20 protein-coding genes are annotated in these 23582 nt (G+C 49.1%); 7 read left to right on the forward strand and 13 right to left on the reverse strand.

From position 1 onward, the window contains the following. Positions 1–127: 127 nt before the first annotated feature. The 6 genes from ICL07_RS00970 to ICL07_RS00995 are packed head-to-tail and all read right to left on the reverse strand — an operon-like array spanning position 128 to position 7744. Complete coding sequence (locus ICL07_RS00970; protein WP_188086080.1) at positions 128–3316, reverse strand: PVC-type heme-binding CxxCH protein; 3189 nt, start codon at positions 3314–3316, stop codon at positions 128–130. Positions 3317–3359: 43 nt separating this feature from the next. Next, positions 3360–4220: a ThuA domain-containing protein gene (locus ICL07_RS00975; protein ID WP_188086081.1), complete on the reverse strand. Its 861-nt coding sequence runs from the start codon at positions 4218–4220 to the stop codon at positions 3360–3362. Positions 4221–4243: 23 nt separating this feature from the next. Next, positions 4244–5194, reverse strand: a complete 951-nt coding sequence (locus ICL07_RS00980) for a 2-hydroxyacid dehydrogenase (protein WP_188086082.1) — start codon at positions 5192–5194, stop codon at positions 4244–4246. Further along, entirely contained in the window at positions 5191–5682 is a 492-nt protein-coding gene (locus ICL07_RS00985; RefSeq protein ID WP_188086083.1) for a VOC family protein, read from the reverse strand. The genes ICL07_RS00980 and ICL07_RS00985 overlap by 4 nt, the downstream gene beginning before the upstream one ends. A gap of 3 nt (positions 5683–5685) precedes the next feature. Then, positions 5686–6852: a mandelate racemase/muconate lactonizing enzyme family protein gene (locus tag ICL07_RS00990; RefSeq protein ID WP_188086084.1), complete on the reverse strand. Its 1167-nt coding sequence runs from the start codon at positions 6850–6852 to the stop codon at positions 5686–5688. Between the two features lie 7 nt (positions 6853–6859). Next, a complete protein-coding gene (locus tag ICL07_RS00995; protein WP_188086085.1) occupies positions 6860–7744 on the reverse strand; it encodes a sugar phosphate isomerase/epimerase family protein in 885 nt (294 codons plus the stop codon). Between the two features lie 226 nt (positions 7745–7970). On the opposite strand from ICL07_RS00995, the gene ICL07_RS01000 reads away from it, so the two are divergent. The 3 genes from ICL07_RS01000 to ICL07_RS01010 are packed head-to-tail and all read left to right on the forward strand — an operon-like array spanning position 7971 to position 9988. Continuing rightward, complete coding sequence (locus tag ICL07_RS01000; RefSeq protein ID WP_188086086.1) at positions 7971–8876, forward strand: AraC family transcriptional regulator; 906 nt, start codon at positions 7971–7973, stop codon at positions 8874–8876. Between the two features lie 41 nt (positions 8877–8917). Beyond that, entirely contained in the window at positions 8918–9139 is a 222-nt protein-coding gene (locus ICL07_RS01005) for a hypothetical protein (RefSeq protein ID WP_188086087.1), read from the forward strand. 21 nt (positions 9140–9160) lie between these two features. Beyond that, positions 9161–9988: a helix-turn-helix domain-containing protein gene (locus ICL07_RS01010; RefSeq protein ID WP_188086088.1), complete on the forward strand. Its 828-nt coding sequence runs from the start codon at positions 9161–9163 to the stop codon at positions 9986–9988. On the opposite strand, the gene ICL07_RS01015 is transcribed toward ICL07_RS01010, so the two are convergent. Further along, positions 9952–10254: a putative quinol monooxygenase gene (locus ICL07_RS01015; protein WP_188086089.1), complete on the reverse strand. Its 303-nt coding sequence runs from the start codon at positions 10252–10254 to the stop codon at positions 9952–9954. The two genes, ICL07_RS01010 and ICL07_RS01015, sit on opposite strands and share 37 nt — an antisense overlap. A gap of 260 nt (positions 10255–10514) precedes the next feature. Between ICL07_RS01015 and ICL07_RS01020 the strand changes: the two genes are divergently transcribed. Beyond that, a complete protein-coding gene (locus tag ICL07_RS01020) occupies positions 10515–11294 on the forward strand; it encodes a DUF4846 domain-containing protein (protein WP_188086090.1) in 780 nt (259 codons plus the stop codon). A gap of 12 nt (positions 11295–11306) precedes the next feature. On the opposite strand, the gene ICL07_RS01025 is transcribed toward ICL07_RS01020, so the two are convergent. The 6 genes from ICL07_RS01025 to ICL07_RS01050 form a co-directional block, all read right to left on the reverse strand. After that, positions 11307–13463, reverse strand: a complete 2157-nt coding sequence (locus ICL07_RS01025; protein WP_188086091.1) for an outer membrane protein assembly factor BamB family protein — start codon at positions 13461–13463, stop codon at positions 11307–11309. 216 nt (positions 13464–13679) lie between these two features. Continuing rightward, a complete protein-coding gene (locus ICL07_RS01030) occupies positions 13680–14843 on the reverse strand; it encodes an AraC family transcriptional regulator (RefSeq protein WP_188086092.1) in 1164 nt (387 codons plus the stop codon). Positions 14844–14908: 65 nt separating this feature from the next. Continuing rightward, positions 14909–15475 carry a hypothetical protein gene (locus ICL07_RS01035; RefSeq protein ID WP_188086093.1) on the reverse strand — a complete coding sequence of 189 codons (567 nt, stop codon included), beginning with the start codon at positions 15473–15475 and terminating at the stop codon, positions 14909–14911. Positions 15476–15483: 8 nt separating this feature from the next. After that, positions 15484–16284: an alpha/beta hydrolase gene (locus ICL07_RS01040; protein WP_188086094.1), complete on the reverse strand. Its 801-nt coding sequence runs from the start codon at positions 16282–16284 to the stop codon at positions 15484–15486. A 202-nt stretch (positions 16285–16486) separates the two neighbouring features. Further along, positions 16487–17848 carry a DNA/RNA non-specific endonuclease gene (locus ICL07_RS01045; RefSeq protein WP_188086095.1) on the reverse strand — a complete coding sequence of 454 codons (1362 nt, stop codon included), beginning with the start codon at positions 17846–17848 and terminating at the stop codon, positions 16487–16489. Between the two features lie 43 nt (positions 17849–17891). Further along, positions 17892–18293, reverse strand: a complete 402-nt coding sequence (locus ICL07_RS01050; RefSeq protein ID WP_188086096.1) for a nuclease A inhibitor family protein — start codon at positions 18291–18293, stop codon at positions 17892–17894. Between the two features lie 189 nt (positions 18294–18482). Between ICL07_RS01050 and ICL07_RS01055 the strand changes: the two genes are divergently transcribed. From ICL07_RS01055 to ICL07_RS01065, 3 genes are read left to right on the forward strand one after another with little or no spacing between them, the layout of a single operon-like run. Next, positions 18483–20285 (forward strand): type VI secretion system Vgr family protein, encoded by a 1803-nt coding sequence (locus ICL07_RS01055; RefSeq protein ID WP_188086097.1) that lies wholly within the window; start codon positions 18483–18485, stop codon positions 20283–20285. After that, on the forward strand, positions 20285–21151 hold the full coding sequence (locus ICL07_RS01060) for a hypothetical protein (RefSeq protein ID WP_188086098.1): 867 nt from the start codon (positions 20285–20287) through the stop codon (positions 21149–21151). The genes ICL07_RS01055 and ICL07_RS01060 overlap by 1 nt, the downstream gene beginning before the upstream one ends. A 4-nt stretch (positions 21152–21155) precedes the next feature. After that, positions 21156–23576 carry a DUF4280 domain-containing protein gene (locus tag ICL07_RS01065; protein WP_188086099.1) on the forward strand — a complete coding sequence of 807 codons (2421 nt, stop codon included), beginning with the start codon at positions 21156–21158 and terminating at the stop codon, positions 23574–23576. Positions 23577–23582 lie beyond the last annotated feature (6 nt).

The following is a 23582-nucleotide window of genomic DNA, read 5'->3' on the forward strand; positions in this document are numbered from 1 at the left end:
AGGATGTAGAAAAAAGATAGCCGTATCCGTTAGAAGCGGACGATAATTGAGAAGGCCTGCATGGGGCCTCTGTTACTGATTGATGGTATTTTTTTGGTTGATAATTACATATCCAAACTAATGGTGCTTACTTCTTTTCCATGGGATGCTCATTCAACAGCTCTGCGGCGGAATAGAAGTCCTTTTTATGCTCAATGGTTTTCCTTATCTGTTTTACTTTTTCCGGTGATATAGCCGTTCCCGTGTTACCGAAAGAGTTCCGGACATAGGTGAGTACGGCCGCTATTTCCTCATCTTTCAACAGTCCGCCGAAAGGCGTCATCGGTACCTGGCCGGGATAGGTTTTCCTGTTCACTTCTATTGGTCCCAGCATACCTTTCATTACCAGTTTAATAAGCCGTTCCTCGCTGCCTGTCACCCATTCAGAATTGGCCAGCGGCGGGAATCCTGAATCAGGAAGACCTTTCCCATCCGGCTGATGGCATGTTCTGCAATAGCCTTCTATGGAATAGATTTGTTTCCCCTGGTTAAACAACGCCAGCTCCGCGCCTTTCAGTTTTGCATCGCTGTACTCCTCTTTATCCTCTTTTACATTTACCCCGTTCAGGTGGGCTACCGCTGTTTCGTAGGCGTGGATCATCCATTCATCCAGCGGTTTTTTCTTCGCCTCCGCTAAAATGGGAAGCCCTTTTTCTTTACCGATCCACGAAGCTGCTACGATAGCCATCAGCCGTACACGGCTGTTTTCATCCTTTACCGCCTGCATTAGCAGGTCGGCCTGATCCTTTACCTGGTGGCCGGTATAACGCAGCACTTCTACTGCCGCCGCTCTGGCGTGATAATCTTTTGCTTTGAGCACCTGCTTTAAGAGGTCCTGGTCTACCTTATCCATTCCCCAGCTCACCCAGAGACCTTCCAGCAGATGATGATCATATTGAGGGTCGTTTTTATCGAGGTTAGTCACCCATGTTTTTAGCTTCGTCAGCACCTCTGAAACATTGCGTCCGCGCAGTTCGCGGCGGGTACGGTAACGGGTACGGTACTCCGGTAATTTGAGATTATCCAGCAGTGCTTCGATACTGGCCCCCGCGATGTTGGCCGGTTTTACCAGCGGCCTGGAAGGATAGGTAATGCGATAGATTCTGCCATGGGAGTGGTCTCGCAACGGGTCCCGCGCATTGTGCTGCATATGCCCGATAAGAATGTTGTGCCAGTCGATGACATACAGGGAGCCATCCGGCGCAAACTCCAGGTCCACCGGCCGGAAGTTGGGATCACCGCTCACGAGCAGGTCCTGGCGGTGATGGCTTTTATAACCGGTACCATCGTCTTCGAGAGTATGTTCTTTCGTTCCCAGGAAACCGATGGTATTGTTAATCAGGAAATCGCCCTGCACTTCATCGGGGAAATGCCGGCTGGAGATAAATTCCAGTCCGGAGGTGGGCCGTACTTTATGTTTATCTTCTACGAGTTGAATGGATTTATGGGTAGCCTGGCCGTATTTGGGCAATACAGTCCCCGGCAGCATCCAGCGTACATCCGGACTGGATGTTTCCGCAAAGAACGGCTGTCCCCATCCATCGAAGGTGATACCCCATGGGTTGGGGATTTCCAGTTGAGCGGTACGTTCCAGTTTCCTGCGGCGCGGGTCAAAGCGGTAAAAGCCGCCATTCGTGCCGCGTATGGTGCCGTAAGAAGTTTCGACGTTGGTATGCAGAAAAACGCCTTCACCCGAATAGATTGCCCCGGAGCCATCTGCGGTAAAAGCGTGACTGCTGTGGTGTGTATCGTGGTCATCAAATCCGCTGAGCAGGATTTCCTCTTTATCGGCTTTATCGTCTCCATCGGTATCGATGAGCAGTTTCAGATTGGTGCCCTGGGCCACATACACACCTTCCGGCGCTATCTCAAAACCGATCGGCAGGTGCAGGCCCTGTGCGAAAATGGTTTCCTTGTCTGCCTTGCCATCGTTGTCGGTATCTTCGAGGATAATGATTTTATCGTTTGGTTTGGCATCACCTGGTTTGTAGTGCGGATAACTCGGCATCACGGCTACCCATAAACGACCTTTGTTATCGAACGACATCTGCATGGGTTTAGCCAGACTGGGGAATTTCTCCTCCGATGCGAATAGCTCCACCTTGTAACCCGGTGGTACTTTGAGTTTGTGTACCGCTTCTTCACCGGTAAGGTAACGAAGGTTCCCGTTTTTAGCGGGATTATAATTGGTTTTAACGGTGGGCAGTATTTTTGTATGCTGATCCGCAGCGGCGATATCCATTTTGGTTCCTTTGGAAGCAGCCTGCCATACAGCCGTATCCCGGATGGCCGTCATCTGGCGGATTTTCTCTATCTCGGCGGGATAGTTGTCCGGTCCGTAAGGATCGTACCGGCGGCCAAATACATGCACGCCGTTGGGGATTTTGTAATCATTGAGCCACATCCAGTTTTTTTCCATCACCGCGTCGTGCACCAGCGTTCTGTTGGTTTCCGCCGGCGCAGCTACTTTTCCAAACAGCTGATCCACCAGCAAAGTACCCAATTTCTGATAGCCTGCTGCATTGAGTTGGGAACCGTCGATCGTTAAAGGCTCTTTTGTCTCCTTAAACCATTGTCGGGAAGGCGTAAAAGCATCCACAAAAAGCACCTGATTATCCGCAGCCACTTCCTTCATGGCCTGCGTGTAGAGGGACAGGTTTTCATTTTCTTTCTTACCATCCGGCAGATCATATTTATCAGAAAGATTTTCAAAGGCAATCGGTGAAACGATGGCTAGTTGCGGTGCAGCGGTGCCATTGTATTTTTGTTTCAGCGTCCATTTGATAAAGGCGTCCAGTTCAGCCTTGTAGTTAGCCAGCCCTTCCTTTCCTTCAAACGATTCACTGTAGCCGAAAAAGGCGACAACCACATCTGTTTTAAGGCGGGTAAGCCATTGGTCGGGTGTTTCAAAACGGCCCTGGCTGGGATTATCCATGGCGGCTATTTCTTTGGCCAGCTCCGGGCGGAATTTCTCCGCGCCGGGAAATGCCCAGTAGGTGTTTCTGCCGGAATGGGGACGGAAGCCCGGTGTTTCGCCTCCATCGCACATATTACGGATAAACAGGTTGTAGTCGGGATAGCGGACATACAACTCTGTTTCAAAATTATCATAGTTCACCATTCTAGATCCGAGGTTACCACCAATCAGGGAAATATGCGTACCCCTGGCGATCGTAAGCGGAGTGCGCTCCTTCGGCTTACAGGCATCCAGTATCATGATAGCCAATGCCAAAGGCATTAGCGATACATATGTACCGATTTTGAATAGTCTGGACATCTTGTATTAATTTTTTTAATGGTAATGGGTAAACGTGGTCTGCTTATTTTGCCTCGCGGTAAGGCACGTGGAAATCTATCGGGCCTTTCCACTGGCGTGGTACTTTGAGGCCCAGTTCATCATGAATCGCATTGATCAGCAAACGTTGAAAAGGTACTTGTGTGAAATCGTCCGGATGGCCCAGCGTAGTCATAAACACTTTACCGCCGAAGGAATTGGTGCCTGTCCAGGCAACCGGATTGTCGATAGCTTCTTTATCAGGATTCACCGCCTTGCCCATCAGCAGCCAGGTGGAACCTTTCACCGGATAGTCCGGTAAAACACGGTATAGCCAGGAACGTACATGGAAGTTCTTCGCCACGCCTGTCAGGATAGGATTACCTGCCTGCTCAGGGATTACGCTTACATCGGTGCTGCTTTCATGGCCATAGTGTGTATGTTTTGCCTCACCGCCCCAGCCCGGAGGCGCATTGAGGGCGAACTTACCGAAAGCGTTCCATTTCTCACTGGCATGCCCCTCCGGAAAATGGAACGCATGTGTAGTGGTACGGAAGCCCATCACCGGTTTACCGCTTTTCAGGTAAGCCTCAATATAGGCCAGTTGCGCAGGTGGCAACAGGCGCCAACGCAGGAAAAAAACCGCCAGGTCCGCTTGTTGCAAGGCTTCCAGACCGGGAATATTTTCTTCGCTGTTATGATCAGGATATGCTTTGAGCACGATCGTTTTGATGCCATAGTCCTTTTCCAGGGCGGCCGCCAGGACAGGCATCGTCTCTTCACTGCTATATTCATGGTCACCGGTAACAAAAACCACTACCGGTTTTTTACCGTTTTTGGACGATTGGGCAGTACAGGCAAAAGCGGTACTGATGATGAACAATAAACAAACATAGATTCTTTTCATTGTACAAAGTTTATTGGCTATCCTCATGAAAGCGCGTGACGATTATAAATACTATTGGGATCAGGGTTACCGCCGGTGAGCGCCGCCACTACATTGCCGACTGTCAACAGGCATATCTGCCGGTACGTGGATGCCGTGAGGCTACCGGAATGCGGCGTCACGATCACCCTTGGATGTTGTACTACCGGCAACGACTGTACGGGAGGTTCTTCCGGTAATACATCTGCTGCGTAGCCTCCTATCTGTTGCGCGTTTAATGCCTGTAGTAAAGCGACATGATCTACCAACGCGCCTCTCGCGGTATTGATCAGCAGTGCGCCCGGTTTCATCCAGCTCAACGCCTGCTCCCCGATGATACCGGCGGTTTCGTTGTTGAACGGAAGATGAAGACTCACGACATCTGATTGCCGAAGTACTGCTTCCATGGATTGATACGGATAAGGCAGATCATGGGAGGATTTACTCCAGTACAATACGTTCATACCAAAGGCCTCGCCTATTCTTGCCACCCGTTGCCCGATGTTACCCATGCCCAGTATACCCAGTGTTTTACCATGCAGTTCATCACCGGTATATTGATTACGCCAGTTCCAGTTGTTTTGTTTGACGGCGGCCACGGATTCGTACATATTACGCATCAGCATCAACATCAGGGCCAGCGTATGTTCTGCCATGGTAGCGGTATTACTGCCCGGCGCGTTGATGACTTTGATTTTCCTGGCCGTAGCTGCTGCCACATCCACATTATCCAATCCTACGCCACAACGGGCCACCACTTCCAGCTGCGGACAGGCATCCATCAGCGGTGGATGGATCAATCCCTTCCCTCTTGTAATGATGGCATGGATCGCTGTATCGCTCAATACCTGCTTCAGGCTATCGGCGTCATATCCCGTGTATACGTTCACGTGATCCTGCAGGACAGCCATCGCTTCCTCCGCAATTGTTTCCAGCAACAATACGTTTTTTCTCATTTGTCTTTGTGATATAAGGTGGCATCATCGGACCGGTATCCCCTGAAATCGTTTCTGTTGGAAACATACAGTCCTTCTTCATACAGTTCATCTGCAAATATCCGGGGATCGACGTCAGCACCCGGCACGGAAGAGATCTCCACCAGGTTGCCGGCAGGGTCGCGTACAAACATCTGCATAGCGCCATCCGGCAGCTTTCTCACTTTCCCCCAGGGATGTACATCAATTACATTCAGTTCCTTCATGCGGAAAAAAATGCTGTTAAAATCATCTACCTGTACGCAGATATGCCCACGGAAAGATGTTTTGTCCTCCCATTCGGAGATATGCAGTTGTTGTTCCTCATTAAATTTGAAGAACATAACAGGATAATCAAACCTAAAGGCAGCAAGCGGCTCCAAGCCCAATTCATGCTGATAAAATTCGCCCGCTTTTTCCAGGTTGTCTACAATCAGCGTTACGTGGTTAATTTTAACTGCTTTTGCCATACGCTATACTTTTTGTTTATACGCTTTTACAAAATCCCAATCTGGTGTTACTCCCAGTCCCGGAGCAGTAGGCGCCGGTACCAGGCCGTTTATAACGGTTATTTGTTCTTTGACCAGTTCATACATCATGGGGTTACCACCCGAAGAGAATTCAATGATAGTGGCCGCAGGTGATGCAAACGCCACATTCAGTCCCGCCATAAAGGAGAATGCCGATCCCCAGCAATGCGGCGCCAGCTCCAGCTGATGAACACTCGCCAGGTGCGCTACCCGTACCGCTTCTGAAATACCGCCGATAATGGCGGCATCCGGCTGTATCACATCAATAGCCCTGATGTCCAGCAGTTCCCTGATATCGAAACTGGTGTATTCACTTTCGCCGGCGGCGATGGGAATATGCGTAGATGCCCGTACTTCCGCCGTTCCGCGTTTGTTATCCGGACTGATAGGTTCTTCAAACCAATATACATCACAGTCCCGTACACCGCGGCAAAACTGTTTGGCTTCCGGTACGCTGAAGGTACCGTGTGCGTCCACCATCAGTTTAATATCCGGCCCGATGGCTGCCCGCGCGGCTTTTACCCGCTCCACACTGTTATGCACCGTTCTATCCATTACGCCTACACGCATTTTCACGCCGTTGAATCCTTTCGCAATATATCCATTTAATTGTTCGCCTATCTGATTGACGTCCGCCCATCCCCCGCTCGCGTAGGCCGGCATATGTTCTCTGCAGGCTCCGCCCAGCAAGTCCATCACCGGCACGTTCAGCATCTTGCCTTTCAGGTCCCACAAGGCAGTATCGATGCCGCTCATGGCAGATATGGTGAGCCCTCTTCTGCCCAGGACCGGGAATTTACGGCCTCTTGACAAGGCGTAATGATCCCGTGTGCCATTATACATTTCTTCCCAGAGCCGGGTGATATCCTTGACATTTTTGCCCAGCAATGCGGGTTTTAATTCATTTTCGATACAGTTGACAATAGAAGCACATACCCCTGAAGATCCCACCGCCGCCTTGGCTTCGCCAAATCCCTGAAGTCCTTCATCTGTAGTGATCACCACCAATGTCATATCAAAATCTGCCAGTAATCCATAGTCTGAAATATGTTGTTTTTCTTTTGGAACAGGACAACGCAGCCAAAATGCCTCTACATTCGCTATTTTCATCGCTATGTTAAATAAGTTTAGATAAAGTGTTAAATGAACGGGTGGTGAGCATGGTATAAAATGCTTCTGTAACAGAAGAGCTGCCATGATCTACCAGGAATTTCTCTTGTTCGGGAGAAAGGTTCTCCGGATTTACATCGATGGAATCCGGGTAAGGGTTAGCCGGCGTACGGTCCAGCGGAGAACAGAATTCCACCGAGAGTACATCGTTATAATTTATTTCCCGCAGCGTAGCCACGATTTTCTCCCAGTTGAGATGCCCCATTCCAGGCGCCATCCGGTTATTATCCGCCACATGAAAACCGGTCAGTCTGCCTTTTGCCTTCCGGATCGCTTCAAACATATCTTCTTCTTCGATATTCATGTGAAAAGTATCCAGGCAAACGCCGCAACGGGGGCCGACGGCTTCCGCCAGTGCCAGGGCCTGTTCCGCCCGGTTGATGAAATAAGTTTCAAAACGGTTGATGGGTTCTATACCGATCAGAATGCCGGCAGCCTCGCTGTAGTCGTAGATTTCCTTCAGAGAATCTACCGCCCAATTCCATTCTTCGTCCGGCCTGCCATCAGGGACTATTTTGCCAACGGTGCCCGGTACTACAGACACCATATGTCCTTCCAGTTCTTTCACCATCCTGATCACGTCTTTTACATACTGCACCGATTTGGCACGCCGGGCCTCGTCTTTAGCCAGCAGGTTACGTTCTCCCAGCATGAGTGTTACGGAACCCCAGCAGGATAACCCGTGGTCTTTCATCAGCGTCCTGATGCTTTTGGTATCATATTGTTCAGGGTTCCCGGCTATTTCGAGGCGGGTGTATCCTATGGCCGCCACCCGTTGAATGGTAGTGGCGATCGTTTCGGCCCGCATCCAGTTGTGTATCGCAAGTTCCATAACGTCAGGTTTATAGGTGTGATGTAGATTTAGCTTTCGGTTGTAGTCGCCTTTCCTACCGGGAAAGGTACATAACGGGAACTAGCTACCAATTTCATTGTCCTTACAAACATATTCAGACTATCCCTGAAATAAAAGTACTGGATTTGCCAAATATTGATACTATATTTACCATTATTCCAATTTTTGCTCCCGGATAAATAATAGTGTACTAAAATCCAACGTTATGAAAGTTTCTTACCGACACATATCCACGCCGGAAAATGCCAGTTTTGTGATCAAGGAATTCTGTCAGCCACGGTTTACGAACACGTTTCACTTTCACCATGGGCATGAATTGATACTGATTGTCAAAAGTGCCGGGAAAGTGTATGCAGGCAATAAGGTGGTTCATTTTGACGAGGGAGAGATTTATATGTTTGGTCCGGGCCTGGTGCATTGTTTCTGTAACGATAACGCACATACGGGAACGGGGGACGAAGTAGCACATGCCATCATTGTACAGTTCACAGAAGATTTTCTGGGCAAGGAATTTTTTGACAAACTTGAGTTAAAGAAGATAAAGGACCTGCTGCAATTATCAGAACATGGCATCAAGTTCAGGAAACTACCGCCAGCGCTGACCGCCTTGTTTTTCCAGTTCCAGGCCAACCAGCAAATGAAAAACCTGATCATCCTGCTGCAATTGCTCGATGAGTTATCGCATCAGCGCAGGGAGCATGTCATGTTGCTGACAGATGACCCGCGCAAAATCCATTACAAGGACGTGGATTCCAAAAAACTGTCATCTATCTTTAAATACGTATTGGAAAACTATCAGCACCAGGTGGACAGTAAATCGGCCGCCTCACTGGCATGTATGAACGAAGCTGCTTTTTGCCGTTATTTTAAGAGAAGGACCGGCAAAACATTTTCCCAGTTTGTGAATGAAACGAGGATCAGTCATGCTGCGCAGTTATTGATCGGAACAGACCAGGGAATCGCCGAAATATGCTATGCCTGTGGTTTTGATAATATCTCCTATTTTAACCGGCAGTTCAAAATCTACCAGGGGAAATCGCCACGGGAATACAGGAAAGCGCTGGAAGAAAGTAATGCCGCGGCGCCTGATTTGCGGCCTACGGGGAGTTAAAATTTATACTTAATTTGCCTCGTAATAAAAATTCTATGCCCATGAAATGTCGTTTTTTAATGTTGCCCGCATTAACCCTTACCTTTTTCCAGACCCAGGCCCAAACCCAGCCCCCACCTACCCTTCAGACAGTGACAGATAATGGGAGAGAATCAAAAAGGGATAATGAGCACATGCGTTTTAAGAACGTTAGCTCCAAGGCCGCCAATTACCTGAGATGGTATAACGAAGAAGGAACACCGCAACCCTACATTGGAAAATAAAATCCAGGCATTGAAACGTAAATGATAAAAAAAACGTCATACCTGCCGCCGTTGACGCTTCGTCCTTATATTGACCGTTTCTGGACCGGTGAAGGCACTACGGATACTTATCCGACCCTGGCTGCCGGCACCGGTGCAGAAATGATCTTTCAGCTACAGGCGCCTATGACGCTCGTTTCAAAAGACCATAGCGTTCATACACCGCCCATGCAGGCGCTCTATTGTATCCGTCATCAGCATTACAAGGCGATGATGAACCAGTCGCACTTCTTCATTGCCGTACGGTTCAAAGCCGGCGCCATCCGGCATTTCCTTCCCGGGCAGGTGGAGGATATCACGGAGACTTTTGCCGATATTTGTTTGTTGTATGGAGATGAAGGAAAAAGGTTGACAGAAAGGTTATCCAGCGGTAATAGTTTATCCTTACAATTGACGTGTATCGGAGATTTCCTGCTTGCGCAGCTACAGCGGCATTACCGTCCGCATGCGCTGGTAGATGAAGCGATCACACAATTATACTACAACCGTGAAATACCCGATCTGGTTTCCTTCAGCTCCAGCCTGGGTAGCAGTTACCGGCAGTTTGAGCGGCTCTTTGTGCATCATGTGGGCATCTCACCAAAATCCTTTCAACAAACAGCCCGGTTAAATAATACCCTGAAACATCTTTTATTCCACCAGATCAAAGATTATCTGCCGGTGGCATTCGATTACGGTTACTATGACCAATCCCATTTTATCCGGGCCTGCAGGCGATTTTTCGGCGATAAGCCCCGTGCCATCCTATCACCTGCAAGCCAGGACCAGCATTTCTATTTCAATGCATCCGGTTCAGCGGATAAAAAGTGAACTTCCGGGTCTTTGATTTTCCATGTGTCCATCTTTTTGATGAAATCCGCCAGGTAAGTCTGCCGGAAGTGGTGCTGTAAGCCCGCTTTATCGCGGTAGTGTTCTATCAGCATAAATACCCCGGCTTCCAATGGCTCCGCATACCAGGTATAGGAAATACAACCCGGCTCTTTCCTGGTAACGACGGCCAGTGCTTCCAATGCGTGATGGAAATCAGCCGTGGCGCTGGTTTTGATAAACAGTTTAGCGATAACAAATTTCTCCATGGTTTGATTCTTTTTGGCAGATGATTTTTGCGAAGGGATTGGACCGCTGAAAGCTGCTGTGGACAGTAATATCCAGACGAACAGCATTCCTAACATGTTGATACGATTCATCAGTAATTAGTGTTTTAAATGATGGGGCGAAACTAGGTGATGCAAAGAGAGGAAAATTGGATAAATCTGCCATGCTGTTATTATCTGATAAAATATTCCGCAAGTCTTATGGAATTTCATAACTCCTGCATCTCACAGAAAACCATTGTATGAAACCATGTCTTTTTCTTCTGCTCCTGATAACACCCGCCGTAACCACTTACGCGCAGCAGAAAGTCGCTGAGATACCACTGCCCCCGGGATATGAGCGCATTGCACAGGAACGGAATTCCTTTGGTGCATGGCTGCGGAACTGTACCCTTAAATCTGATAAAACAGTATATCTGTATAACGGCGCACCCAAAAAGAACCAGCAGGCGCAATATGCCGTACTCGATGTATCTGTAGGCAACAAGGACCTGCAACAATGTGCCGATGCGGTGATCCGTCTGCGTGCCGAATACCTTTACAGCAAAGGCCAGGCGGAGGCTATCAGCTTCAAGGCTACCGACGGTACCTCCATGGATTTCAGCGGCTGGCAGAATGGCTACCGCTTTGTACTGCAACAGGGGAAGTTAGTGCGGAAAAGGACAGCAGCACCGGCACAAGGAAGACCGCTATTTGACAAGTACCTGGAAACTGTGTTTTCCTATGCCGGTACGGTTTCTCTTAGCCGGGAGCTGAAAGCCGTCCAAGCAACGAAAAACGTAAAGCCGGGAGATGTCTTTATACAGGGAGGCTCTCCGGGCCACGCAGTAATAGTGATGGATGTGGCACAGAACCGCCAGGGCAAAAAAATATTCCTGCTGGCGCAAAGTTATATGCCGGCGCAGAACATCCACGTACTGAAAAACCCGGCGTCCAATACGCCCTGGTATGATACGGATTTCGGCAGCAGGCTGTTTACACCGGAATGGGTGTTTAATGAAGGTTCTTTAAAACAATGGTAATAAAACAGGTACTTATTTCACTCCTGGTAACGCAAATGCTACATAGGCATCACTCGACTTACCACCCCATTTCGATCCGCCACAGGCGATCACCACATATTGTTTCCCGTTCACTTCATAGGTGCAGGGCGTAGCGAAGCCAGGTGCGGGCAAATCCAGTTCCAGCAGGGTTTTCCCGTTCCTTTTATTGAATGCCCTGAATTTACCATCTGCTGTAGCTGCGATAAATATCAGGTTACCGGCGGTCACAACAGGACCGCCATAATTCTCCATCCCTGTTGCCGGAATACCTTTTTTCTTCAATTCCTCAAACTCACCGAGGGGAACGGTCCATTTGTATTCGCCGGTGTTCAGGTCCACCGCGTTTAAAGTGCCCCAGGGCGGACTGATAGCCGGATACCCTTCTTTTGTCAGGAATTTATTGTACCCTGTAGAAGCATAAGATATCTTGCCGGAGGATGTTGCTGCCAGTTTGCCTTTAAAGGGCTTCTGCTGCCCGGATTTGATATTCAGGATGAAAGTAGCCAGAGCATCCTTTTCTTCTTTGCTCAGCTGACTAAAACCAGGCATCATGCGTCTGCCGGAGGCGACCAGATCTGTAAACTGCTTATGGTTGTATTTTTTCTCTATCCCGATAATAGCGGGGTAATCGCCGCCGCCCAGTCTTTCAGGACCATGACAGGCCATACAATATTGATTGTACAGCAGCACACCGGCTTCCAGGTTGGTTTGCGCTTTCTGCGCAGCGGGCTTATTCTCCACCAGGTTTAATACCCAGGGCATCTCACTGGCATTGACATATAGTATCTGGGATTCCGGATCAAAAGCGGGTCCACCCCACTCACCGCCACCATCATATCCCGGCAGGATAATGGTGCCTTCTTTGGTGGGCGGTGTATAGATACCTTCTGAGCGATAGGATTTGAATCTGCGTTTAATATCCTGGTAAGAAGAATCCCCTCCCAGGGTATTGAGGTCGTTTTCTGTCAGCTTCTGGCGGGCAAAGGGTTTGGGCAATGTCGGGAAGGGTTGCGTGGCCCATAGTTTTTCGCCCTCCACGGCGCCGGAGGTAATCATCGGCCTTTCTTCAATGGGGAATAACGCCTTCCCTGTAGTGCGTTCCAACAGGAAGATCATGCCTGTTTTAGTGGTTTGCGCTACGGCTTCCACGGGTTTGCCATCGCGTTGCACCGTTACCAAAACCGGCGGCGTAGGCAGGTCCATATCCCAAACATCGTGGTGGACTGTCTGGAAGTGCCATTTCAGCTTACCTGTCAGCGCGTCTATGGCGAGTATGCTGTTGCCGTATAATCCATTGCCATGGCGATCCCCTCCATAAAAATCATTGGTCGGGTTGCCGGTGCCGGCAAATAAAATCCCGTTCTTTTCATCGAGACTAAAACCAGACCAGCTATTGGTAGACCCCATGTGTTTGTAGGCCGTGGAATCTTCCCAGGTTTCATACCCCGGTTCACCCGGATATGGAATGGTATGAAATATCCATTTTTGTTTTCCTGTTTTTATGTCGAAAGCCCTCAGGTGCCCGGGCGTTTCTTCCCCTACATATCCGCCGGCAAAAAATAAATCTTTAAAAACGATCAGCGGAGAAGTGGGTGCTATAAATGCTTTTTCCTTGTCCATCCCCAACCCTATCCTCAGATCAATGCCGCCATCCGTGCCGAAATCCGGCACGAGTTTACCGGTGAGGGCGTTTACTTCAAATACGATAGGACCCACGCTGTAGATAATTCGTTTATCTGTTCCATCTGTCCAGTAAGCCACGCCCCTGTTCATGTTCACGCTATTGCGGTGCCAGGTTTTGTTGGTGAGGGAGTCTGCCGGATCGAAGCTCCATAGGGGTTTACCGGTTCCCGCATGAATGGCGAAAAGTTTCAGTTTGGGAGAAACGGCATACAGCATACTGTCTATTACGATGGGATTGCACTGCATGGGGCCAAACCGGGAGGTATCGTCCTGCTCTGAATGGTATACCCAGGCCACCTGTAACTGACTGACGTTACTGGTGTCAATCTGATGCAGTGCTGAATATTTGATATTTCGTTTACTCCCCCCCGTTACCTCCCAGGTATTATTTTCCGTGGTGGTATCTTTACAGCTCCAAAGTAACGCCGATAGTAATAGTAATGGCAGAAGAAACCTGTTTTTCATGCAGTGAATATATCCTGAGTGTGAATGATATTTTTTTCCGGGAATACAAGCCGGACTTCAGCGGGGAGAAGCCGGGGGCACTAATCAACAATATTATGTAATATATCAAGGGCTTTCTAAAAGTAATAAAACTATCGTCTATTTCAAACAAAAATTTCCTCCGTTCACCAGCTCAATGAATATCGTTGAAAGGTATACAAGTTCCTTTCAGCCAGGTCAATCCTCTTCCTGTATACAGATATTCATCTCTTTCAGATAACTACTGGGAGATAGCCGGGTAATCTTTTTAAAATTCCGGTTAAAACTCGTTTTAGAGTTAAACCCACATTCAAATGCGAGCGACAACAAGGTATACCGCTGACTGACCGGCTGCAATAACAGCTGTTTAAAAGCTTCTACCCGAAGCACATTGATATAATCGTAAAAGCTTTTCCCTTCTTTTGAATTAATTACCTGAGAAAGGATGGCAGGATGTATATCCAGTGTTTTGGCCAGATCCCCCAGCGTAAGCCCGGCATCTTTATAACATTGCCGTTCCTGCATCAGCGTTGTAAGTGAAGTATGAATCCTGTTGGCCTCAGTATCTGTGAGCCCACTTTTTTCATATTTCACTTTTTCCGGGGAGACAACAACCGTCTCCAACGCCGGCGCCGTCTCAACAGGCTGCACTACCGCAGGTAGATAGACTTCATGCGCTGGAGGTGGATTGGAGAAAATTCCCACCTGACGAATACCGAAGTAGCCGATAAAAAAAATAAACAACGTTACCACCACATACAACGAGGATGCGGATGGTAAAAATATGACCACTATCCAGATAGCGCCCATTCCTCCAATGAGGTAGCGTAACCAGTTGAGCGTAATTTTATCGGTATTGGAAAACTGGAGCGCTACATTTAGCCGGTGCCGGTAAAGCAGCACCAGGGATAATATCACATATACCAGGCCTGAAACAATAATTCCCCTGACCATCCATTCAAACAATGGCGCATACGCCGACGGCGAAGCACCCAGTTTCTCCTGCACAGACATAGAGGGCAGCACCGGCGCCAGTATAATGGCGGACAGCAACGCCGGCAGGAAATGGAGTATATCATGCGATTCGCGGCGTTGCTGTCCGGTGAGAAATAAGATATACAGATATAAAAAAGGCCCGTGTAAAAATGGGAACGGCAGCTCCCAGCCAATCAGCACCGGCATATCGCTCATTCCATTAAATGCATACCAGCCGATCAGCAACTGGTGAATCACCGCAAAAAAGAACCAGGCAGTAAGTATTTTATCTGCCGTACTTTTCTGCCGTTTACTAATCAGGATGATAAACAGGAAAAGCGAAATAAAGACACCACCCGTATATACAATGCGCCAGTCCAGTAACATATCAGTTTAATAAATCCCAAATATAGGGAGTTCCGGCTTGTATTGCGATGGCGCTACCTCACCGCTTACTTTTTTAACCGGATACCCAGCCCCATTTCTATACTGATTTGCTGGAAAGTACTGAGTGGGTAACCTTCCAAAGGATAGAAAGGAAGATAGACTCTCGTGTTAAATGTGTGGCGTTTTCTTCCCAGCGACCAGTCCACCAATAGCCCTGCATCCGGCATGGTGGTACTGCTTTGAGTCGTAACCTTTTCCAGTCCGGGATAGTTCAGCGTTTCCTTAAAAGCAACCTGCCGCACGCCACCCATGGCCAGCAAAGTAAGCCGGATAAACTTTTTAGGGCCGGTCATCGTATAGCCGATACCGAACTTCTGAGAAAACTGCCAGCTATAATTCGTTTCCACGTTGTAGGTGTTTTTTGCCACCACACTGGCCGCCATGGTATGGGAACCGAGCACCCAGTTTCCTTTTAACCTATATTCCACAGAAAGCGAGGTAAGCCCTTTCACCGGAAGGCCCCAGGGTAATACGCCGATGGCTGGTTTGAGCGTAAAACGGGAAAACGAAGCGTCTTGTCCATATACGCTGACTGTCAGTAATACCAGGCAAATAAAAATACTGTTTCGCATAGGTTGGGTTAGTTGTTGTCAAAGAAAAAGGTGAGCGCCCGTTTAATGTTCGTTTTTTTTGAATCCAGGTGGCCTTTGCCGGGTGTTATATAATCCTGGAGAACATAGCCGGGATAGTGCAGCTGCAAGGTGCTGCGAAAACCGACAAAGGGCGGGCGCATTTTTTCTTCCAGCTCCCCCAGCCCCAGGAAAAAGAGGCCTTTCCCGTTTTTGTTTTGCTCCCGATAAACCAGTTCGTCCCGGAGTACAATGGCGTCATCATACCAAAAGGAAGGGCTTAGACACAGGTAATTACCAAATATGGCATTGTGATTGGTAAAGCTATGCCCTACCAGCAACCCTCCGGCAGAATGCCCCAATATGGCCCTGGCAGCACGGGATGGATCGGCGTGGAATTCCGACTCCATGCGGGGGATTAGTTCTGTCTCAATAAACCGGATAAACTGGTCAGCCCCTCCGCTGCCGATGTTGGTGGGTGTTGGCGTATAGTCGTCCATCCGGTCATGCCCGTAACCGATGCCGACAACCAGAATACCAGCCTGCTGATGCCTTCTGGCCTGATTGGCTGCCTCTAAAGCAGTGAAGTCAAAATCCGGTTTTGCATCCAACACATAAAGTGTCCGGTATCGCCCTGAAGCGGTGTAATTTTCCGGCAGGGCTACTTTGATGTCATAATGGCCTCCGTTGACTGTTGAAGTAAGGGTAAATTCCTGTAGACGGCTTTTGTCAACTGTTTCTTTCCTGCAAGCTGAAAAAATCAGGGTCAGGGACAAACATCCGGCGAGGCGCCAGGTACTACACCATGTCATCTATTCGTGATTTTAGGATAAAAGATGCGGTCGTAGGCACGACCATTTCGTAGGGCAAAACTATCAAAGAGATGTCGGCCAAACGGGTCATCAGATAAGGTGGCACCTGTACTGGCAAAGATTTTCGGCTGAATGGGGCGGTATATACCTAAAAAAGCCCCCACCATGTGGAGGCTTCTCTTTTCTTTATATAGATAAGATATCAGGGGTCTATCCTCGTCTCCAGGCTATCCTGTAAGGACGGGCGCAGGCTCGACAATAAATTATACCCGGTAGCGCTCTCGATGTCACGCACCGTAGTTTTATACTGTGTCCAGTCGGTATTGATATCATTGCGGTTGGGGGTATTGATGGCAATTACCCGGGTATTGCCATTGATCCGGTTCAGGTCATTGCTGCCGTCGGGAATTACCACCACTACTTTCCAGATATTGGAAGGTACGGTCACGTGGCCGTTATCGATGGTGGTTGTTGTGCCACCCAGTGAACCGGAGCCGCCCTGGCCATAGGAACCGCAGATAACGTATACTTCGTTGCCGGCGTTGACCAGGCTGCGGGTATAGTTCTCCAGGTTAGCCCAGGTTTTCTGGTTGTTATTGGGCGCTTGCGGCATCATATTGGTCATGAGGAACGTAGCTGAATTGGCCGTAGTCGTGGCAGTTCTGTCGGCCGACGGACAGTTATGTCCGCGATCGAAGCCGGAGCCGGTGTAGCTGCTGTTCTGTACCTGGTACCAGCCTGCAGGGAGATCGGTATCGGCGCGAAAGTCGTTGCTCCTGGAAGCGGTGCCCAGGTCTGACGACTGAATATGCCAGCTTACCCAGTTGGGGGTACCACGGCCACGGCTATAGGACAAAGTGTAGTAAGGTTTTACCATCAGGTAGTTGTTTTCTGAAGAGATGTCTGCCAGGGCGTTGCTGGGGTTTCCGAGCAGCAGGTTACTGTCATCGGTACCTGTACCGGGACCGGGGCCACCGCCACCGGAGCCGGCTGTAACAGAAATATCGTCGATATTGATCCGGTTGGTGCCGCCGGAAGTTTTGCGGATGGAGATACGCAGACTACTGGTAGCAGCGAAGGAGAAAGTAGCGGTTTGCAGGGTGCCGGAGGTGGTAATAGTGTTACCCTGCTGCGTCCACGTACTGCCGTTGTCGCCCGAGGTCCAGAGTTGCCAGTTGCTGTTGCCGTCGGAACCGTAGGTACCGTGTTTAACGCTGACGGTTACCGTACCGGTGGCGCCGTTGGTGCTGAAGTCGGTGGTAATACTACCGGTGTTTCTGATTCGAACGGATTTGGCACCGTTTTTCAGATCGCCCGCGAGGTTACCGATCAGGGCATCGTCGAATGTCCAGGAGCCGCTGCTCAGCGTTACGCTGCCGATAGCGTAGGCGGTTTTAGTACCAGATTCAAAGTCTTCATTGAGGAGCACTACAGATTCTGTAGCGGCGATGCGGGGAGAATTATTGTCCTGGGGCCGGGGCTGGATATCCGCCTCTTTTTTACAGGCAGAGAATAACAGGCCCGCCAGGCAAATGACAAAGCAATGCCTGATGAATTGTGTCATAATTCACGTTTTTTAAGGGTTTCTGTAATATGTGGATTTGAGTTTAAGACTCTATCGCTGTGGTAATCAGTGCCACGCAGGTTCCATCTGGTTGATGACAAACAATATATACCGGAATACTGGTACCTTCTTCCACCCGGATTACCTGTATGTCCGTAAAGTGCTCGTCCAGGAATTGATGCAGGGCTTTAAACTTTTGTGCGTTGGCTACGATGGGTGCGTCGTTTGGGTCTAATATCCGTTCTACTTCGTTGAAGAAATTGGCCGTGTTGGCGGTCTTAACAATGCCTGGGTCAACCTGGTGCCGGGTAGCGATTTCAGCAACTGCTGCCGGTGCAGGAAGCTCGCCCCATTGCTCTATTTCCAGTGGGTACTCTGATTCACTATAATATAAAATACCAGCGGTTTTACTTGTCAGATTTTCCAATAAAGTGTTCTGTTGCATGAAATGAAATTAATCATTCTCTTTCAGATTCTTGTCACAAGAAAAGATTGGTAACAATACTTTAATCTGTTTTTAAGGAACAAATAAACCTAAAAAAATTCCCGGATAAGCCCGGAATTCCTTAAATTGAAGATGTATTTTAACCATACCGTTTAGTTACCCGGAACACATTATATAAAACCATCAACTATGTCTTTATACACCCGAACCTCCTTTTCCATTGGGGAACATCAGTTCACGTCTTTTCACTCATTACAATTATCACAAACCATACAGGGGCACCATCATTTCCGCATCCTGATCGGATACGACTGGCTGGAGAAACTGGGGCAAGGCATGTTCAGCGCCGCCCGCAATTTCCTCGGCAAAGAGATCAGCATGACGATTAAACCGATGGATACCTTCGGGGTATATAAAGCAGTTACATTCAACGGGTTGGTAACCGGTGTACATACCGGCAAGGAAAGCGACGGTACCCATGGTTTCTGCGTGATAACCGGTAGCAGTCCTACTATATTACTGGAAAACGATCCCCATATCGCCACGTTTGAACAGCAGTCCTTACAGAACATCGTCATGAGCGCCCTCAAAGGCACCAACCCTTATGCACAAACGGAGGTCAAGCCGGCACATGAAGATAACCTGAAATACATCGTACAGTATAAGGAAACCGCGCAGCAATTTATTACCCGGCTGGCGGCCCGGTACGGGGAATGGTATTTCTATGACGGGCAGAAAATAGTTTTTGGAAAATATACGCCGCAAAAAGTGGCGCTCACCCACCAGCAGGACCTGATGGATTTTGACATTACACTGGAAGTAAAACCCAATAATATCCGGTTCAGCGGGTATGAATACCGGCAGAATACCGTGGTGGAGAATGATACCCAGTCGCAGCCCGGCGCTTCCATGAACAACTATGTGTCCCATCTGAAAGAAGTGAGTGAAAAATTATACCGTAAACCTTCCCTGTATAAACCCAATTATAATTTCAGTGGTGATGCCAAAGCGCAGCTGGATGATTTTACCGCCCTGCAACAACGGGGACGGCTGTCTGAAATGGTGGTATTGAGTGGTACCAGCAGCAATACTTCCCTGAAAATAGGCGATATCGTTTCCATCAGCGAAAGCGGTAATATCCATCACGGAGAGTTTGTGGTGACAGGCCTCGAACATCATTGCACCGAAAACGGGCATTATCATAATACCTTCACCGCCATCCCGGCAGATACCGCCATGCCCCGGGTAGACCTCACCCCGGTGAGCGGCTGTGAACCGCAAAGCGCTACGGTAACGGATAATGCAGACCCTAAAGGCCTGGGCCGTATACGGGTGCGCTTCCGCTGGCAGCAGCAAGGCTCCACGCCCTGGATAAGGATTGTGGCGCCGCATGGTGGCGGTAATAAAGGATTTTATTTCATACCGGAACTGCAGGAAGAAGTATGGGTAGCCTTCGAAGACGGTAACCCTGAAGCGCCTTACGTACTCGGCACCACCTATAACGGTGACGCCAAAACGGAGTTTGGGGACGATCAGAACAATATCAAGGCGATCCGTACCCGCAGCGGACATACCATCAGGCTGGATGACACCAGCAATGAAGAAAGCATTACCATTACAGATAAAAACGGGAATATCATCACCCTGGATACCAGCGGTAAACATATTCACATCACCGCTCCGGAAAACCTGAACCTCACGGCCAAAAACATCCATATCACAGCCAAAGAAAATATCACTATGGATGCCGGTAAAAATGTGGTGGCCGATGCAGCAGACAATATCCGGGTGACCGCCGGCGAAGAATATGCCCTGAAAGCCACCAATATCAGCGGAGTAGCCGGTGACGGCATTTCTTTCTTCGCACAGGAAGACTATAAACAGACCTCCGGTACCATGCAACTGCTGTCATTACTGGGTGATATGAAGATCATCGGCAGCGGTACAACCGTGTTACAAGGCAATAAAAAAGTCAAAATCAGCAAAGGATAATGCAGCGCCTGACCTCCATACCACGGGACCTGCAAATCACCGGTACCGGACAACAGTTGTTTCAACTCCACACGTCTACGTATACCCGTATCCGTGAATCAGCCGCTGAAAACAGCTTCCAGCGCCGCCTGCAGGTAACCTGGGAAGATATGGACGATGGCAGACAACTGATCAGCTGCCAGGTGGTGCAGGAGAAAATGGAGCTAGACTCCTCCTGTACTCACCTCGAATACATTATAAAAGCCATCAGCGCGGTAACCCATTATGTTGAGTTCTATGTAGATGGAAAACAACAGGTCACCGGTATCGCTAATATGCCCGATATAAAGGAAATCTGGATGGATACCAAAGCCCGGCTCTGGGCCGACTACAAAGGCATGGAGATCCAACAGCTGACCCAGGGCTATGACAACCGCTTCGGAAAAGAAAAAGCACTGCTGGACGATCTGTTACAGTACAACCTGTATGGATTGTTCCTCAACCGGATCAACACCTCCTACCCTTTCTCCGGCGAAAAACAACTTGAAAAACAATACAATGCTATTTTTAACCACGCCCCCCTACCGGTGACAGAAACACGGCGCATCGTGGAAGGTAAGTCGCTCACCGACCCGCTCCGGGTACAGATAAGCGGCAGCCTGAACGAAACGCAGCTGGACACCGCCGCGCTGGGGCAATATCTTTTCGAAACACTGGAAATACCCGCCAGCGAAGAAGCAGAGCTGTTACTGGAACAGTACCAGGGTGACTACCTCCTGCATCACAGCAGTTACATACCGCTTAAAGCAGACCTCAAATACCGGCTCACTATCGGAAACGCCTATGTGAGAAAAGCTGCTTTCCGGATTGATTTACTTGAATCCTGATCATATGGGAAAACAACAGAAAACGACCAAACCCAACACGGAAAAGAAAAAAGAGGAAAAGCCCGCCCCGGCAGGCAGTAAATATGTGTGCGACCAGGCGCTGCTCAAATGCAGCTGCGGCAGCACTCCCGGACAACTCAAAGTATCGTCCAACCTGTTTGTATTCCTGCAGGATAACCTCAAAGCCACTTCCAAAGACAAAACCATCGCTCCTACCTTTGGCAACTGTTCGGCCCAGCGCAACAACCCCTGCAGCCCCGCACTGATGGAATGGCAACAGGTAGCAGAAGATGTAAGTCTGGGTGAAGGGACCTATTTCCTGCTGGAAAAATCTACCAATCAATGTTCCGCCGGAGGCGGTAAAATCACCATCACCGATGGTAAACAAAAGGCCACCGTCAAAGATATTAAGATTCCTACCGCAGATCTGCCGCTGGCTACCCCGATGGCAGTGGAGAACAAGGAAGTGGTATGGTACCTCAGCAACGAAGTATACAATCCCGTTCCGGCTTCTGACCGTTGGTATAAGGTAGATGAAACCAAAAAGACTTTCGTACAGGAAAAGGCTGGCAGCAAAGTGCTGACAGAACTGGTGCCCCACGCCACCAATCCTTCCCTCGCAACTCATACAGACGCCAAAGGGAAGCAGACCACCTATAAAAAAGGCGTAGACACTCCCTACGACTATGGCAATAAAAAAGCATCTTTCAAGGATAAACTGGAATCCATTTACCCGATTTATGTGCGCGGCGGCGTATATACCAACGCCTACCCTACCTATAAAATGTTTATCTATAAGGGAGAAAATGCCGGCGACGCCAAAAAGAAACTGGAGCAGGACATTGGCAGCGGCTCCCATGGCAACGCCGCACTCCTCATGGAGCTGGCCCGTCATACCCGCGATAACAACACTACCTACTATAAAACCGGCGGACCGGTGCCACCCACCAGCCTGAACGGGCAACCGGAATATTATGCGATGAACTATGTGATCACCGAGACCGCCCGCTACCGGGTGGTACTGGATAAAACGGATACCAATATGAAAACGATACTGGCATCTCCCTACCGGGGAGGGGTATCCGTAGATCCGTTCGTATCCGGTGACCTGGAAGGATGCCTGGGCATTAGAAATGGTACCGGCGGCTACTTCCAGCCCATCGCCAATATTAATAAAGCAACGTATTTTAACAGCCTGAATGATAAATTGGTAGACCTCATGCCCGAGTTAAAGAATATATACCGTACCCAAAAAGGGAAAGGTAAAATGGCTGTGGACTTTGATGAAAAGAAAGAAGCGTTGTTTTATGTGAAGGTAGACCCGCTGCCGGAAATAGCGCCGGACACCTGTTACAAACCCTGGCTGGACGCGGTAAAAGCCAAACAGGAAGCCTGGAAAAAAGCACAACAACCAGCGGCAGCTACTCCATCATTCCCACCCGCACAAAACAGTTCCGGGGGCGTGTTAAAATCTATCTTTGGAAAACTGTTTATGCTGGCCTGTTTGAGTATAGCGGTTGCGTCCTGCGCCAATGGCTCGCAACCGGCGCATACCAGTACTGATACGGCATCCGTCAGCAAAGTGGATACGCAGCCATGGACAGATGCCTTGCGGAATGCTGATACCAACCGACTGGCCCAACTGCTGGGACAACATTTTGACCCTAACACCGTACTCGGCGCCGATACTACGGTTTCCTTCGGGGACATCGGTCAGCTGCCGCTGCATATTCATCAGTATACATCGCTCTTTTACGTGTACGACTATAGTAAACTGGTAGGCAGCGGGCTATCCAAAAGTGTGGCTACTCCTGCCGCCATGCAGCAAATACAACAAGAACTCTCCCTCTGGTTAATCCGCCACGGCGCCAGTGTGAGCGCGGATGCGGTGAAGATGTGGCTGCTGGTAAAATCCCCCTTGTCTTTTCTGCGACAGGCAGCACCAGCCAGCGTATTAGCGCAGCACAGCCAGGATGGCCTGATGGCCGCTGCATTAAGGGGAGATAACGGCAGCGATGTGATCAACTACCTGCTGGAGAATAAAGTATCGCTACAGGGCGTAACGGATGCCATCCGGAAACAATACAGCCGGGATTATACCGTTTCGCCGGAAATATTGTCCCTGTTGGTCCGCCATGGCTACAAAACCGAAGATGCCGGATTTAGCCTGCTACAATACGCCGTATTTATGCTCGATGAAAAAACAGTCGCCGCCGAATTACAAAAAGGCGCTTCTGCCACCACCCCTTCTTCCTGGTTCTTTACCCAGGACGATATGATAGACGGCGGCAGCGAAGAAAATAAATTATCTGCCCGCCAGATTGCCGCCAGGACCCTCGCCTTTTATAAAGAGCGGGGCATGACCGGTGACGCCGCCTATAAGAAGGCGCAGAGAATATCATCCTTGTTGCAAAAATCCAAATGAAGCCGT

Source organism: Chitinophaga qingshengii (genome assembly GCF_014529935.1).
Taxonomy (GTDB): Bacteria; Bacteroidota; Bacteroidia; order Chitinophagales; family Chitinophagaceae; genus Chitinophaga; species Chitinophaga qingshengii.

Excerpts from the sequence above, each read along its gene's own strand:
- ICL07_RS00970 (WP_188086080.1), bottom strand. The coding sequence starts at position 3,316 with ATGTCCAGACTATTCAAAATCGGTACATATGTATCGCTAATGCCTTTG.
- ICL07_RS00975 (WP_188086081.1), bottom strand. The coding sequence starts at position 4,220 with ATGAAAAGAATCTATGTTTGTTTATTGTTCATCATCAGTACCGCTTTT.
- ICL07_RS00980 (WP_188086082.1), bottom strand. The coding sequence starts at position 5,194 with ATGAGAAAAAACGTATTGTTGCTGGAAACAATTGCGGAGGAAGCGATG.
- ICL07_RS00985 (WP_188086083.1), bottom strand. The coding sequence starts at position 5,682 with ATGGCAAAAGCAGTTAAAATTAACCACGTAACGCTGATTGTAGACAAC.
- ICL07_RS00990 (WP_188086084.1), bottom strand. The coding sequence starts at position 6,852 with ATGAAAATAGCGAATGTAGAGGCATTTTGGCTGCGTTGTCCTGTTCCA.
- ICL07_RS00995 (WP_188086085.1), bottom strand. The coding sequence starts at position 7,744 with ATGGAACTTGCGATACACAACTGGATGCGGGCCGAAACGATCGCCACT.
- ICL07_RS01000 (WP_188086086.1), top strand. The coding sequence starts at position 7,971 with ATGAAAGTTTCTTACCGACACATATCCACGCCGGAAAATGCCAGTTTT.
- ICL07_RS01005 (WP_188086087.1), top strand. The coding sequence starts at position 8,918 with ATGAAATGTCGTTTTTTAATGTTGCCCGCATTAACCCTTACCTTTTTC.
- ICL07_RS01010 (WP_188086088.1), top strand. The coding sequence starts at position 9,161 with ATGATAAAAAAAACGTCATACCTGCCGCCGTTGACGCTTCGTCCTTAT.
- ICL07_RS01015 (WP_188086089.1), bottom strand. The coding sequence starts at position 10,254 with ATGGAGAAATTTGTTATCGCTAAACTGTTTATCAAAACCAGCGCCACG.
- ICL07_RS01020 (WP_188086090.1), top strand. The coding sequence starts at position 10,515 with ATGAAACCATGTCTTTTTCTTCTGCTCCTGATAACACCCGCCGTAACC.
- ICL07_RS01025 (WP_188086091.1), bottom strand. The coding sequence starts at position 13,463 with ATGAAAAACAGGTTTCTTCTGCCATTACTATTACTATCGGCGTTACTT.
- ICL07_RS01030 (WP_188086092.1), bottom strand. The coding sequence starts at position 14,843 with ATGTTACTGGACTGGCGCATTGTATATACGGGTGGTGTCTTTATTTCG.
- ICL07_RS01035 (WP_188086093.1), bottom strand. The coding sequence starts at position 15,475 with ATGCGAAACAGTATTTTTATTTGCCTGGTATTACTGACAGTCAGCGTA.
- ICL07_RS01040 (WP_188086094.1), bottom strand. The coding sequence starts at position 16,284 with ATGACATGGTGTAGTACCTGGCGCCTCGCCGGATGTTTGTCCCTGACC.
- ICL07_RS01045 (WP_188086095.1), bottom strand. The coding sequence starts at position 17,848 with ATGACACAATTCATCAGGCATTGCTTTGTCATTTGCCTGGCGGGCCTG.
- ICL07_RS01050 (WP_188086096.1), bottom strand. The coding sequence starts at position 18,293 with ATGCAACAGAACACTTTATTGGAAAATCTGACAAGTAAAACCGCTGGT.
- ICL07_RS01055 (WP_188086097.1), top strand. The coding sequence starts at position 18,483 with ATGTCTTTATACACCCGAACCTCCTTTTCCATTGGGGAACATCAGTTC.
- ICL07_RS01060 (WP_188086098.1), top strand. The coding sequence starts at position 20,285 with ATGCAGCGCCTGACCTCCATACCACGGGACCTGCAAATCACCGGTACC.
- ICL07_RS01065 (WP_188086099.1), top strand. The coding sequence starts at position 21,156 with ATGGGAAAACAACAGAAAACGACCAAACCCAACACGGAAAAGAAAAAA.